This is a genomic window from Cryobacterium sp. TMT2-10, from assembly GCF_004403075.1.
In the GTDB taxonomy this organism is placed as follows: domain Bacteria; phylum Actinomycetota; class Actinomycetes; order Actinomycetales; family Microbacteriaceae; genus Cryobacterium; species Cryobacterium shii.
Window position 1 is genome coordinate 1 of the sequence record NZ_SOGW01000084.1, and the last position, 13,595, is coordinate 13,595.

Annotated in this window: 12 protein-coding genes and 1 pseudogene; 5 read left to right on the forward strand and 8 right to left on the reverse strand. The window is 70.1% G+C overall.

From position 1 onward, the window contains the following. The 3 genes and pseudogenes from E3T37_RS09730 to galU form a co-directional block, all read right to left on the reverse strand. Positions 1-339, reverse strand: a pseudogene (locus E3T37_RS09730) (hypothetical protein); the annotation flags it as partial. Positions 340-411: 72 nt separating this feature from the next. Further along, entirely contained in the window at positions 412-1,071 is a 660-nt protein-coding gene (locus E3T37_RS09735) for a GNAT family N-acetyltransferase (protein ID WP_134366591.1), read from the reverse strand. Positions 1,072-1,150: 79 nt separating this feature from the next. After that, on the reverse strand, positions 1,151-2,044 hold the full coding sequence (galU, locus tag E3T37_RS09740) for a UTP--glucose-1-phosphate uridylyltransferase GalU (RefSeq protein WP_134366592.1): 894 nt from the start codon (positions 2,042-2,044) through the stop codon (positions 1,151-1,153). A gap of 34 nt (positions 2,045-2,078) precedes the next feature. On the opposite strand from galU, the gene E3T37_RS09745 reads away from it, so the two are divergent. From E3T37_RS09745 to mscL, 3 genes are all read left to right on the forward strand, one after another. After that, positions 2,079-2,657: a 5-formyltetrahydrofolate cyclo-ligase gene (locus E3T37_RS09745; protein ID WP_134366593.1), complete on the forward strand. Its 579-nt coding sequence runs from the start codon at positions 2,079-2,081 to the stop codon at positions 2,655-2,657. 107 nt (positions 2,658-2,764) lie between these two features. Next, entirely contained in the window at positions 2,765-3,139 is a 375-nt protein-coding gene (locus E3T37_RS09750) for an FmdB family zinc ribbon protein (RefSeq protein WP_134366594.1), read from the forward strand. Between the two features lie 55 nt (positions 3,140-3,194). Next, on the forward strand, positions 3,195-3,638 hold the full coding sequence (gene mscL, locus E3T37_RS09755) for a large conductance mechanosensitive channel protein MscL (RefSeq protein WP_347232658.1): 444 nt from the start codon (positions 3,195-3,197) through the stop codon (positions 3,636-3,638). Positions 3,639-3,660: 22 nt separating this feature from the next. Here mscL and E3T37_RS09760 read toward each other — a convergent pair whose 3' ends face one another. Together E3T37_RS09760 and E3T37_RS09765 are read right to left on the reverse strand one after the other, a co-directional pair. Next, entirely contained in the window at positions 3,661-3,939 is a 279-nt protein-coding gene (locus E3T37_RS09760) for a hypothetical protein (protein ID WP_134366596.1), read from the reverse strand. Next, positions 3,936-7,730: an AAA family ATPase gene (locus E3T37_RS09765; protein WP_241976230.1), complete on the reverse strand. Its 3,795-nt coding sequence runs from the start codon at positions 7,728-7,730 to the stop codon at positions 3,936-3,938. The genes E3T37_RS09760 and E3T37_RS09765 overlap by 4 nt, the downstream gene beginning before the upstream one ends. A 194-nt stretch (positions 7,731-7,924) precedes the next feature. Between E3T37_RS09765 and E3T37_RS09770 the strand changes: the two genes are divergently transcribed. Beyond that, positions 7,925-8,929, forward strand: a complete 1,005-nt coding sequence (locus tag E3T37_RS09770) for an adenosine deaminase (RefSeq protein ID WP_134366597.1) — start codon at positions 7,925-7,927, stop codon at positions 8,927-8,929. Positions 8,930-8,950: 21 nt separating this feature from the next. Here the strand turns inward: E3T37_RS09770 and E3T37_RS09775 are convergent, their stop codons facing one another. Next, complete coding sequence (locus E3T37_RS09775; protein ID WP_134366598.1) at positions 8,951-9,967, reverse strand: magnesium and cobalt transport protein CorA; 1,017 nt, start codon at positions 9,965-9,967, stop codon at positions 8,951-8,953. A gap of 88 nt (positions 9,968-10,055) precedes the next feature. Between E3T37_RS09775 and E3T37_RS09780 the strand changes: the two genes are divergently transcribed. Further along, a complete protein-coding gene (locus E3T37_RS09780) occupies positions 10,056-10,826 on the forward strand; it encodes a 4'-phosphopantetheinyl transferase superfamily protein (RefSeq protein ID WP_134366599.1) in 771 nt (256 codons plus the stop codon). Here E3T37_RS09780 and E3T37_RS09785 read toward each other — a convergent pair. Both E3T37_RS09785 and E3T37_RS09790 read right to left on the reverse strand, forming a co-directional pair. Next, positions 10,799-12,088: a M1 family metallopeptidase gene (locus E3T37_RS09785; protein ID WP_241976228.1), complete on the reverse strand. Its 1,290-nt coding sequence runs from the start codon at positions 12,086-12,088 to the stop codon at positions 10,799-10,801. The two genes, E3T37_RS09780 and E3T37_RS09785, sit on opposite strands and share 28 nt — an antisense overlap. Positions 12,089-12,172: 84 nt before the next feature. Continuing rightward, on the reverse strand, positions 12,173-13,595 hold a 1,423-nt coding region (locus E3T37_RS09790; RefSeq protein ID WP_370292407.1), incomplete at its 5' end, for a Pls/PosA family non-ribosomal peptide synthetase.

Consider the following 13,595-nt stretch of genomic DNA (forward strand, 5'->3'; position numbering starts at 1 on the left):
GGCCACGGCCGCACGCTCCGTCGCGGAACGGGCCGCGGCGGCCCGCCGGGCGGCGGCCGCGGCATCCGTCACGGCCTTGGCCTCGGCCCGGGCGTCGTCCTCGGCCTGGGCCAGGAGTTTGCGCTGGGTGACCACCGTGCGCGCGTTCGCTTCGAGGCGAACCTCCCGCGGCACTTCGGAGGTCTCGGCCAGGATACGCAGGGTCTGCTGAAGGCGCACGGCGTTCCGTTCGGTGGTCAGGTATTGTCGGCGTCGCGCCCAGGTCGGCATCAGATAGGTCACCCACAGGGCAGCGGCGACCGCGATCATGACTCCCCCGCCCAGGACCTCGCTACTCATGGTCCCTACGGTAGGAGCGCCGGGGGCTTCCGGGGATGATTACCGAGGGTGTGTCACCGAACATTCGGCGCGTCATCGGTCGGTCACGGCCAACGGATGCGCGGCCGCGGCGAGGTCGGACGGCGTCACCCGGGCTGCGTCGGGCGACACTGCGCCCGCGTGCCAGCGGTTGAGCACGCCCTGGCGCACTTCTTCCGCCACCAGCGCGAAGCAGAAGTGGTCGCGCCAGTCGCCGTTGATGTGGATGAAGCGCCGCCGCAGACCCTCGTACCGGAACCCGAGTTTCTCTACCACGCGCAGCGAGGGGCCGTTCTCCGGCCGGATGCAGATCTCCATCCGGTGCAGTCCGAGCTGGCCGAAGCAATAGTCGGTCGCCAGCGCGACGGTGGTCGGAGTGATCGACTTGCCGGCGAATTCCTGGGCCACCCAGTAGCCGATCGTGGCCGAGGACAACGATCCCCAGGTGATCGACGACACGTTCAGCTGGCCCGCCAGCCGGCCGTCGTACTCGACCAGGAACGGCAGACCGCTTCCGGCGCGGGAGTGAGCGAGGAGACTGCGGATGCTCGACCGCGTGTCGAACGACATCGGCGCGTACGGGCTCGTGGCTTCCCAGGTGCGCAGCCAGCTCCGGTTCTCCATCAGGGACCGCTCGAGCACCTTGTCGTCCCGCAACCGAATCGGTCGCAGGGTGACGGGCCCGTCATGAAGCGTCGGTATCGCGATGGCCACAGCCTGCCCGTCTCTTCATTCCAGAATGTTGTTCCCTCAATCTACCCGCTCGGCCTGCCGCCGGGGCTGCCGGTAGGCCCTAGTCGAGGGTCGCGACGAAGTCCTGGAGCCACGGCCGGAGGTCGGGGCCCAGGTCGTCGCGGTCGACGGCGAGCTGAATGATGGCCTTGATGTAGTCCAGGCGGTCACCGGTGTCGTAGCGACGTCCGCGGAAGATGACGCCGTACACGCCGCCGGTGGCATCCGGGGTCGCCGCCATCTCCTGCAGCGCGTCGGTGAGCTGGATCTCGTTGCCCTTGCCGGGCTGGGTGTGTTCGAGCACCCCGAACACCTCGGGGCGCAGCACGTACCGGCCGATGATGGCCAGGTTCGACGGGGCATCCGCCGCGTCCGGCTTCTCGACCAGTCCGGTCACCCGCACCACGTCGGGGTCATCGGTGGCCTCGACCGCGGCGGCACCGTAGAGGTGGATCTGCGCGGGGTCGACCTCCATCAGGGCGATGATGCTCGCGTTGCGCTTGCCCTGCTCGGTCAGCATCTTCGTGAGCAGCGGGTCCCGGGAGTCGATGATGTCGTCACCGAGCAGCACGGCGAACGGCTCATTGCCCACGTGCATCTTCGCGCGCAGAACGGCGTGGCCGAGACCCAGCGGGTCGCCCTGGCGCACGTAGTGGATGTCCGCCAGCTCGGTGGCCCAGTTCACCTTCGCGAGCCGGCTCTGATCGCCCTTCTTCTCCAGGATCGCCTCGAGCTCGGTCATCCGGTCGAAGTGGTTTTCCAGGGCGTTCTTGTTGCGCCCGGTGACCATCAGCACGTCGGGCAGGCCAGCGGCGACCGCTTCCTCGACGACGTACTGGATCGCGGGCTTGTCAACCACCGGAAGCATCTCCTTCGGCATGGCCTTGGTGGCCGGAAGGAAGCGAGTGCCCAGACCAGCGGCGGGAATGACGGCTTTGGTAATTGATGTCCCCATGGCCCCTACGTTAGCGGCATCTAGGATGACTTGTATGGACTCCGACATCGGTCATCGAAAGCGGGCGCTCCGCGCCGAGTTGCGGGAGCGCCGCCAGAACATGACCTCGGTGGAGCGCGACGCCGCGACGGCCGGCCTCACCGCCAATCTCCAGAGCATCACGCTCGATTTGTCGGCGCGTTCGATCTCCTGCTACCTGTCCAGCCGAAACGAGCCCAACACCCGCCCGTTCGTGAACTGGGCCGAGTCCCAGGGGATCCGGGTTCTCTTCCCCGTCTCCCGTGACGACGGACTGCTCGACTGGACCGTCGGCGAAGACCAGACCGAGACCCCGGGTCTCGCGGGCGTTCCGGAACCGGCCGGCGAGCTGCTCGGCCCGATCGCGATCAACGACGTCGACCTGATCGTGGTGCCCGCCGCGGCCGTCGACGCGACCGGCCTGCGCATGGGCTGGGGCCGCGGCTACTACGACAAGACCCTCGGTTCGATGGAGAAGTGCCCGCCGGTCTACGCCGTGATCTACGACAACGAGTTCGTCGACGAGGTCCCGCGCGAGGTGCACGACCAGCCGGTGGACGGCCTGGTCACCCCGTCGCGGATCATCGCGTTCTGACCGCATGCGCCGTTGACGTGGCTTCCAGCCAACACCGGTAAAATCTAGCGAAGCCATCTATACAATCGGGGATTCGGCCAGCGGCCGGTCCCACAGCCGGAGTTCCAGTGCCTACCTATTCTTACCGTTGCACCGAGTGCGACACCGCGTTCGACATCCAGCAAGCCTTCACCGACAACACGCTCACCGAGTGCCCCACCTGTGGCGGCAAGCTGCGCAAGGTGTTCTCGTCGATCGGCGTGACCTTCAGCGGGTCCGGTTTCTACAGCAATGACTCCCGTTCGGATTCGAAGCGTTCCCTCGAGCGCTCGAGCCAGACGTCCGACAAGAAGTCAGACAAGAAATTCGAGAAGGCGTCGGGCGGCTCGTCCGACTCGAAGGCCGGCGAGAAGTCCGCGCCGGCGAAGGAGAGTTCGTCCTCCCCCGCGAAGTCGACCTCGGGCAGCACGAGCTCCGCCGCCCCGGCCGCCAAGTCTTCCTAACCACTACCACCACTTCCCCCGTCATCGCCTCACGGCGCCGGCACCTCAGCGGAGTATGACCATGATCCAGGGCTTCAAAGAATTCATCATGCGCGGCAATGTCATCGAGCTCGCCGTCGCCGTCGTCATCGGGGCCGCGTTCACCGCGGTGGTCAACGCGATCGTCAAGGGCATCTTCAACCCCCTGGTCGCAGCGATCTTCAACTCGGAGAGCCTCGCGAAAGCGATGGTGATCGGGCTTCCCGGCGGCGCTGAACTGTCATTCGGGCTGGTGCTCGCGGCGGCAATCAACTTCCTCCTGGTCGCGGCCGTGGTCTACTTCGTCTTCGTCATGCCGCTCAACCACCTGAAGCATGCCCAGGAGCGCCGCCGTCTCGCCGGCGCCCCCACCGCCGCCGAGGTGGCCGCCCCGGCGACGGAGCTCGAACTCCTGACCGAGATCCGCGACCTGCTGGCCGCCGGCGCGACGCTCGACCGGGGCCCGAAGCACACGCTCTAGCCCCGACCGGAGCGCGCCCGCGTCACCAGTGCGGCGGGCGGTCCTGGCGCAGCCGGTCGTCGTTGACGCCGCGGGTGCCCGGTCCGGCGGGATCGACGGGCACGACCCCGCCCTCCTCGCGCAGTACCGGCGGGTGCGGATCGGGATCCGTGCCGGGAGCCGGTGTCAGTTTGGCGCGCCGGGATGTGCCGGGCTGTCTGACGACCGACTGGCGGGGCTCCGCGGATGCCGCGGCCGGCTGGTCGGCGCCGCCGTCAGCTACTCCGTGAGGACCGCCGTCAGGGCTGGCGTCAGCGGTCACGGCCGTGTCGACGGCGGGGCGGTGACGCCCGCGAGCGCGGCGACCCGAGCGGCGACGGCGTCCGGGTTGCTGAAGAGCTCGAAGCTGTGCACGCGCAGGTAGTGCCAGCCGAGGCGGCGCAGCACCTCGGGCCGGAGCCGGAGCGACTCGCGCAGGCTCGACCGGCCGACCACGGCATCCGTTTCGACGACGACGGCACGGCCGGCGTTTGATCCGGCCAGGGCCAGTTTGCCGCGGTGCCCGAGCGACACGGTCAGGCCGAACTTCTCGAGGCGACGGGCCAGGTCGACCAGCATGGCCTCGCTGGCATCGGGCACCTGGGCTTCGTGGCGGCGTGCCTCGGTCTCGCTGAGCACCTGGGACAGAGCCAGGATGCCGTGGCGCTGGCGGTCCTCGTCGATGTCCGACGGGCGGAAGCAGGAGACGATGTCCATGGCCCGCCGGGCTCGGGTCATGCCGATGGCCAGCAGCCGTTCGCCGCCGGGCTCGCCGAGCGAACCGAAGTTGGTGAGCAGGCGGCCGTGCGGGGTTCGGCCGTAGCCGATCGAGAAGATGACCCGGTCGCGGCTCTGGGCCACGGCCTGCTCGAGGGTGAGCACGGTGAACGGCTCCGCCCGGTCTTTCAGGATGAAGTCGGAGAGGTCGGTGCGCTTGGAGAACGCGGACAGCACGGCCTGGTGCACGCGCACGGAGTGCCGCGCGCTGGCCGTGATCACCATCAGGGATTCCTTGGGCCGCTTCACCGCGTGGTCCATCACCAGTTCGACGACCTTGGCGACCTCCGCGTCGACGCTCTCGACGGCGCCGCTGTCGGCGTCGGGCATGCCGTGCCCACCGGCGACGTAATTGATGGTGAGGCTGCCGTGGCCGAGGTAGCTGCCGGCCCACGGGAGGGAATCGATGCGGCCGCCGTAGAAGCGGTGGTTGACGAGCTCGGCGAGGTCCTCGCCGCCGGCCCGGTAGCTTCGGGTCAGGGTCAGCGTCGGGAGCAGCTCTCCGAGGCGGGCCAGGGCGGAGTCGGCGTGGAGGGCATCCACGTTGGTCTCCTGCACGGTGCGGTCGTCCGCGGCATCCGTGATGCCGGTTTCGAACGCGGACGGGGTCTGCGTGACCGGATCGCCGAACGCGACGATCTGCCTGCCACGACGGATGGCGCCGACGTTCTCGGCCAGGGTAGTGGCCCCGGCGTCGACGAGCAGCACGCTGTCGAAACTCATCTGGTCGTCGAAGCCCGCGACCTCGTAGGGTGAGGCGAGCCAGACCGGGGCGAGCACCCGGCCCAGGTGCGGTGCGGCCTTGTGCAGGCGGCCGGGGGTGGCCCGGTCGGCGCGGAGCAGGCGCCGCAGGTGATCGGCTTCTTCCGGCCAGTCGACGACGCCGATCTTCCAGGTCTCGGCGAGCAGCCAGGCCAGCAGCTGGCCGGTGGTCGAGGCGTGAGCCTCGTCGACCAGTTTGAAGTCGGCTTCGAGGCGGTCGAGCACCTGCGTGTTGGCGTTGAGGAGGGCCTTGTCGCCGCTGAGCATCGTCTCCAGCACCGACTGCCACCAGGCCAGTTCGAGCTCGACGGCGACGTCTTTCTCGGACACGTGCCGCTGCGACAGGTCCGTCATCAGGGGGTCGAGGTTGTGCTCGCGCAGGGTGGCGAGCAGGGCGGTGCGCTCGTGCAGGTTGGCGAGCACCTCGCTCTCGGCGGCGAGGCCGGCGACCGCGTGGATGAGTTCCTTGATCGGTCGGTTCGACAGCTGGCGGGTGGTGCCGGCCGTGCCGAGCGGAACGTCGAGGCTGGCAAGGTCTTCGGCGACGCGCTGGAAGGCGACGTGCACGTCGGAGATCCCCACCGGGACCTCCGGGGTGACGCCGGCCACGACGAAGCGCTGCCACAGGGTGCGCTGCTGCTGAATGCGGCGCAGGCTCTCGTTCATGTCGCTGACGCGCACGCCGGGACGGAGGTACTCATCGGCGAGTTTGCGCAGTCGCCGGCGGCTGGCGCCGGTCATCTCGGGCGAATCGCGGCGGGCGGCGGTCGCGGCGATCAGTTCGGCCAGCGAACGGTCGTACACGGCCGGCTGAAACTTGTCGAGCGTCTCCCGGATGTCCAGCAGCAGCCGCAGGTAGACGCCGAGCTCGGTGATCGTCTCGAACGGGCGCAGCCGCGTCTGGCCGACCAGCCCGGCGGCGCGCTCGAGCAGGCGGGGCAGTTCGACCTGGTTGACCCGTTTGGCCAGCTGGTGGGCGGCGGACGCATCCGCGGTGGAGGTGAAGGAGGCTCCGTACCAGGGCGAGTCGCCCGGGCCGTAGCGGAATTCGCCGAGCGCGGCGGCCTTGATCAGCGTCGCCGCCGCGGCGGCCCGGCCATGGGCGAGGCGCTCGAGGGCGCGCCGGTCGAGGCGGGCGGTGGTCGACGGCGGGCTCGGCAGCTGGGCCAGCCTGGCCAGCTCGCCGAGGGCATCAAGCACCGACACCCCGAGGGCCGAATCGCGGCGGGTGAGCGAGGAGCGGTAGTCGAGCAGCACCTTGCGCAGCCGCACGAGCGCGTCGTCGACGTCGCCTACCAGGGGCTGGGCGGCCTTCTCGTTGCGGGTGATTGACTGGATCAGGTCGCGCCGCAGGGTGCGCGGGGTGACGGCGACGCCGGGCAGCCCCACCTGCACCAGGCGGTGCGCGATGCCGTCGAGGCTGGACCGGCGCGCGCTGACCACGAGCACGCGCTTGTGCTGCGAGATGAGCGAGCCGATCGCGTTCACGATCGTCTGGGTGCCGCCCGTGCCGGGAAGCGTCTTGACCACGAGGGAGTTGCCGGCCGCGATCTGCGCCACGACGTTCTCCTGCTCGGAGTCGGCGTCGAGCAGCAGGATGTCGGTGGCCGGAGGCCGGGAGTCCTGGCCGATCGGCACGACCGGGTTGTACGCGGTCTCGATGGCCCGGCGGGCGTTCTGGTTGCCGGCGACCGCGTCGAGCAGCGGGTGGTCCAGCCGGGCCGCGTCGGCGGAGAGCGCGCGGCCCACGTCGGCGAAGGAGGATGCGACCAGGCGCGGCACCACGTTGAACCACGGCAGGTGCGAGGTCAGGCCGCGCAACCGGTCGATCACGGGCTGCGGTTTGAAGGCGCCGTTGGTGACGGCCAGGGCCACGAACGCGTCGGCGTCCAGGGTGATCTGGAACTGGTCGTGCAGTGCGCGGGCCAGTTCGGGGTTGAGGAAGGGCTGGCCCTTGAGCTTGAGCTCGAAGTCGCGGCCGTAGCGGCGGATGGCGAGGGGGCGCAGCAGCACCGGCGCCGTGTAGTCCACGTCACCGTGGCGCCACTCGGCCAGGCCGATCGCGAGGTGCACGGACTCGATGCCGCGCATCGATCGCAGCTCGATGCCCTTCTGGGTGATCTCGCCGGCCGCGAGCCGGGCGTTGCGCAGGGCCAGCTCGTCCCGGATCAGGTTCGAGAGCAGCGTGGTCTTGCCGGTGATGAACTGCGGCAGTCCGCCCGGGTGGGTTGCGCTCAGTTCGATCCGGGTGCGGGGCCCGTCACTGAAGTGCAGGAGCGGTGAGCGTCCGCCGACTTCCGCCAGTTCGGCGCGCCAGCGCTGCCAGACCGGGTCGGCCACGTTGCCGACGACGAGGGACGGATCACCGAGGCTGACCGCGTGCGGGGCCGCCGCGTCGTGCGGGTCGGGGCTGCGTGGGTCGGAGTTGCGAGGGCCTGGGTTGCGAGGGCCTGAGTTGCGAGGGTCGGAGGCGGCAGCATCCTGAATTTCCGACAGGATGCCGTTGTCATCTAGTTTCTTATCAAGGCGCCGCACACCGACACCCTATTTCAGTCAACTGGGATTCACCGGCAGGCTGCCCGTTTTTACCGGGATTAGGGGCCAGAACGGCCCGTTTCGGCGGGATTCGGTCCGAGCGGCCGTCCGAGCGGCCGTCCGAGCGACCACCCGCACGACAGCCGGGGCGGCGGCGAGGGCCGGCGCCGATCCTTCTCGGCGAGAATGGTTCAATGACACTCCCCCTGGTCGAACTCCACCTGCACATCGAGGGAACACTCGAACCCGAGCTTATCCTCGAGCTCGCCGCGCGCAACAATGTGCGCCTGCCGTGGGGCTCCCTCGACGAGCTGCGCGCGCAGTACGAGTTCACCGATCTGCAGTCTTTCCTGAACCTCTACTACCGCAACCTCGACGTGCTGCGGGAACGCATCGACTTCACCGATCTGACCCGCGCCTACCTCGAGCGGGCCCGCACCGCCGGCGTGCGGCACGCGGAGATCTTCTTCGACCCGCAGGCGCACACGAGCCGGGGCGTGCCGCTGCTCACCGCCCTGGGCGGGGTGCGCGATGCCCTCGACGCCGCCGTCGACTCGGTCGGCATCAGCACGAAACTGATCGTGACCTTCCTGCGCGACCGTCCGGCCGCCGAGGCGCTGCAGTTGCTGCGGGAGATCCTCGCGAGCCCGCACCGGATCGACGGCATCGGGCTGGACTCCGCCGAGGTCGGCTATCCCCCGGAGCTGTTCACCGAGGTCTTCGACCTGGCCCGCGCCAACGGGCTGCGCCTGGTCGCCCACGCGGGCGAGGAGGGACCGCCGGAGTACGTCTGGCAGGCCCTGGACCTGCTGGGGGTGGAGCGCATCGACCACGGCATCCGCAGCCTGGAAGACGAGGCCCTGCTCGACCGCCTGGTGCGGGACCGCGTTCCGCTGACCGTGTGCCCGTTCTCGAACGTGCGGCTGCGGGTCATCGACACCCTCGCCGGGCATCCGATCATGCGGATGCTGGACCGCGGCCTGCTCGTGTGTGTCAACTCCGACGACCCGGCGTACTTCGGCGGCTACATCGACGACAATTTGACGGCCCTGGACCGCGAGTTCGGCCTGGGCCCGCACCGGCTGGCGCTTCTGGCCCGGAACGGGATCGAGGCCTCGTTCCTCACTCCCGCCGAGAAGAGCACCCTGGACGACGAGGTCGGAGCCTGGCTCGACGCGCAGCCCCAGGCATCCGTCTGACCCCGGTCAGGCCGGCGGGTCCTACAGCCAGTTGTTCTTCCTGAAGACCAGGTAGAGTCCGATCCCCATGGCCAGCATCAGGGACAGGGCGAACGGGTAGCCGAACACCCACCCGAGTTCGGGCATGGCCTTGAAGTTCATGCCGTAGATCGTGCCCACCAGGGTGGGCGCGAACAGGATGGCCGCCCAGCTGGAGATCTTCTTGACCTCTTCGCTCTGGGCGACGCTGGTCTCGGACAGGCGGCGCGTCTCCTCGTTCTGACGCTGGGTGACGAGGGTGCTGTGCACGGTGAGCGCGTTGTCCAGCAGCTGCCGGAACGCGGCGCCGCGCTCGACGACCCGCAGGGTGTGGTCGAGCACGTCACGCAGGTAGTGCTGCAGTTCGGTCGGGGCCGCGTACTTGCCGAAGCCCTTCTGCAGCGCCTCGAGCATGCCGACCAGCGGCTGCGTCGCGCGCTGGAACTCGATCACTTCGCGGGACAGGTCGTAGATGCGCCGGGCCACGGCCTGGTCGCCGTCGAAGAGCTGGTTCTCGATCTCGTCGATGTCGTTCTCGAGCCCCGCCACGACCGGCCCGTACTCGTCCACGATCTGGTCCAGGATCGCGTAGAGCACGGCCTCGGGCCCGAGGGCCAGCAGTTCCGGCGCCTGCTCCATCCGCAGGCGCACCTTCGCGAGATCGGGCGACTCGGCGTGACGGATGGTCGCCACGAAGTCCGGGCCCACGAACACGTGCAGCTCGCCGAACTCGACCCGTTCCTCGGCGTCGATGTAGCGAGCCGGCCGCAGCACCACGAACAGGATGTCCCCGAAGCGTTCCAGTTTCGCGCGCTGGTGGCCCTTCAACGCGTCCTCCACCGACAGGTGGTGGAGGCTGAACTCGGTGGCGACGGAGCGCACCTCGGCCTCGGACGGGCGGTACATCCCGATCCAGGCGAAGCCGTTCCGGGACTTCATGGCCGCGTAGGTCTCGTCGAGCGTGTCCGGGTTGGCGGCTCGATGCCCGTTCACGTAGATTGCGTTGTCGATCAGTGCCACGGGCGCTCCTTATATAGCAGCTACAAGTGTCGCATCCGTCGGGAGCGCCGCCCGCCGCCTCCGACGGTCCCGGCGGTAGGTTGGGGGCGTGAATGCTGAGCGAACGCGGGACGTGTTCGTCGTGGTCGCCCCGCGCGGGGCAACGGATGCCGCCGATCGCGGCTTCCTGGCGGCCGCCGCCGCCTGGGTCCTCGGCGTGGATCCCCGACACGTGTCGATCGACCGCACCTGTGACCGTTGCGGCGGCAGCCATGGCAGACCGGTGCTGAACGTTCCTCCGAGCGCGAAAGGCCGCACCCTGCACCCCTGGCCCCTGCACGCCAGCCTCAGCCGGGCCGCCGACGCGGTCGCCGTCGCGCTGACCTTCGCTGGACCGGTCGGGGTCGACATCGAGAGCCTGGCGGCCGTCTCCCGGGCCGACTTCGACCGGGTCGCGTTCGGGGCGGCGGAGCAGGGCGCCCTCCACTTCGTCCCGCCCGCCGACGCCGCGGCCGCGCGGGCCGCCCTGTGGACGGCCAAGGAGGCGATCCTCAAGTGCACCGGCGACGGACTCCGGGTGGACCCGCGGGACCTGACCGTCACGCTGACCGCCGCCGCTCCGACGGGTGCAGCCACGGATGCCGCCGCCCCGCACCTCGCGGCCTGGCCGGGGGCCGGCTTCCCGCTGGACACGATGCGCCTGGCCCGGTTCGATCCGGGGCCGGGACTGGCCGGCACGGTCGCCGTGCACACCGACACAGTGCACACCGACACCGTGCACACCGGTGCCCAGCTCACGGTGCTGCAGCTGACCGCCACGGACATCCGTCGGCGGCCAGGCCACCGGCCGGCTCAGAGTTTGGGCAGCACGGTCCGGTAGATCCAGCGGTCGACGATCCGGCGCACCTCGCCGCTCCCGGTGTGCACCGAGAAGAACTCGACGAAGTCGTCCGTGGAGATCGACCCGTGTCGCCGGTCGCGGGTGTACGCCCGCACGGCGCCGAAAAAGCCGTCGTCGCCGAGCTCGCGGCGCAGGGCGTGGAGGGCGAGCGCGCCGCGCTTGTAGACCCGGTCGTCGAACATGTCGTGCGGTCCCGGATCGCCGACGACGATGTCGCGGGGCAGCGCGTCGAGCAGCGCGCGGTGCTCGGCCGCGCTCCGGTCTGCGGACGGTCCCCCGCTGGCCTCCCCCCACAGCCACTCGGCGTAGCACGCGAATCCCTCGTGCAGCCAGATGTCCTGCCACCGGGCCACAGTCAGGCTGTTTCCGAACCACTGGTGGGCCAGTTCGTGCGCGATCAGCCGATCGCTGCCGTGCGCCCCGTCGACGTGGTTGCGGCCGAAGACGGCGAGGCCGTGCGCTTCGAGCGGGATCTCCAGCTCGTCGTCGGTGACCACGACCGAGTAGGCGCCGAACGGGTACGGCCCGAATCGGGCGGTGAAGAGGGACAGCATCTCCCCCAGCCGGCCGAAGTCAACGGCCACTTCGCGGGCGAGGTTGGCGGGGAAGAAGATCCGCTGGGCGACCGGGGCGGCCGCCAGGTCGGTGCGCCGGTAGCGGCCGATCAGCACCGACGCCAGGTAGGTGGCCATCGGCTCGGGCACATCGAACGTCCAGGCGGTGCGACCCGATCGGGTCGACCGGGCGATCAGCTTTCCGTTGGACACGACCGTGTACGGGTCTTCGCAGGTGAGCCGGATCCGGAAGGAGGCCTTGTTGCTCGGATGGTCGTTGCACGGGTACCACGACGCCGCGCCGGTGGGCTGGCCGGCGACGAGCACCCCGTCGTCAAGCTCCTCCCAGCCGACGTCGCCCCAAATGCTGCGGAGCGGGCGCGGCGCCCCGCGATACCGCACGCTCACCTCGAACCGATCGCCGGCGTCGATCGGGGTCGCCACCAGGATCAGCAGCTTCCGCGCGGCGTGGATCACCTTGTGCGCCCGCACCCCGTTGACCGTGACCCGGTCGACGCTGAGCCCGTCCAGGTCGAGGCTGAACCGGTCCAACCTCATCGAGGCCAGCGCGGTGATGGTCGCCGTCGCCCGCAGCTGGTTGGTGGCCACCCGGTAGTCGAGGTCGAGGTCGTAGTGCTGGGCCAGATAGCCGCCGTTCCCGTTCTGCGGTGTGTAGGCGTCATCCACTGTCGGCGCACCGTGGGTCGGCGCGCCGTTATTCGGCGGCACCGGCCGAGACGGGAGTGAAGACTTGTTCTGAGGCATGGGCCGTCAAGTCTGCCACGGCAGCGACCGCCACGGCGAAATCGGGTTGCCCGACCAGACCGACCCGGCGGGAACCCGTTCGCCCCGCATCACGAGGGAGGCCGGCCCCACGGTGGCGCCCTCGTCGACCGAGGCGGCCGGCAGGATCACGCTGTGCGGCCCGAGCGTCGAGCCCGCGGCCAGGCTGACGCGGTCGAGTTGCATGATCCGGTCGTGGAACAGGTGCGTCTGCACCACACAGCCGCGGTTCACGGTGGCGCCGTCGGCGATGGCGACGAGGTCCGCTTCGGGTAGCCAGTACGACTCGCACCACACCCCGCGGCCGATTCTCGCCCCGAGGGTGCGCAGCCAGAAGGCCAGCGCCGGGGTGCCTGCCGCCTTCGCCGCGAACCAGGGCCGGGCCACCATCTCCACGAAACTGTCCGATACCTCGTTGCGCCAGATGAACGAGGACCAGAGCGGATGCTCGGTCGCCCGGATCCGGCCCACCAGCATCCACTTGGCCGCGGTCGTGACCAGGGCCGCGACCATGCCGGCGGCGAGCATGACCACTCCGGACAGGGCGATCGCCCAACCGAGGCCGAGCCGGAGCCAGAGCCAGGCGAGCGCGGCGAGCACGCCGAGCGCGATCAGGGCTGTGACGATGACCGGAACAATGCGCAGCAGTTCCCAGAGCGCGCGCCGGGTCACCAGTCGCACCGGCGGGTGGAAGGTGAGCGTCTCGTCGACGTCGGTCGCGATGCGCCGCAGCCGCTCGGGCGGGTTGCCCAGCCAGGACGAGCCGCGTTTGGCCTTCCGCGGAGTGGAGGAGAGCACGGCGACGAGACCGTTGCGCGGAACGGTGCGCCCGGCGCCGGCGATTCCGCTGTTGCCCAGGAACGCGCGCCGGCCGATCTTGGCCGGGCCGATGCGCAGCCAGCCCCCGCCCAGCTCGTAGCAGGCGACCATGGTGTCGTCGGCGAGGAACGCGGCCGGGGCGATGGTCGTCAGGGCCGGGATCAGCAGGACGGTCGAGGCCTCGACGCCCGCGCCGACCTTCGCCCCGAGCAGCCGCAACCAGATCGGGGTGAGCAGGCCGGCGTACACCGGGAACAGGAGTGTGCGGGCGCCGTCGAGGATGCGTTCGGTCATCCAGACCTGCCAGCCGATCCGGCTGCGCACCGGGTAGTAGCCCTCGCGCAGCCCCACGCCGAGGGCGCGCACGGACGCGACCACCAGCAGCGCGTAGACGAGGCCGGCCGCGATGACCGCGACCGGCATCATCAGGGCCGCCCGCCCCAGCGCCGCGGACAGGGTCGACGCGTCACCGATGGCCGCGCCGACGATGAGGGCGCCCACGATCACGGCGATGACCGGCAGCGCGGTCATGCCGACGGCCCCGGCCGCGAACGCGGTCAGCCAGCGGCGACCGCGCGGCGGGCGCTCGGCC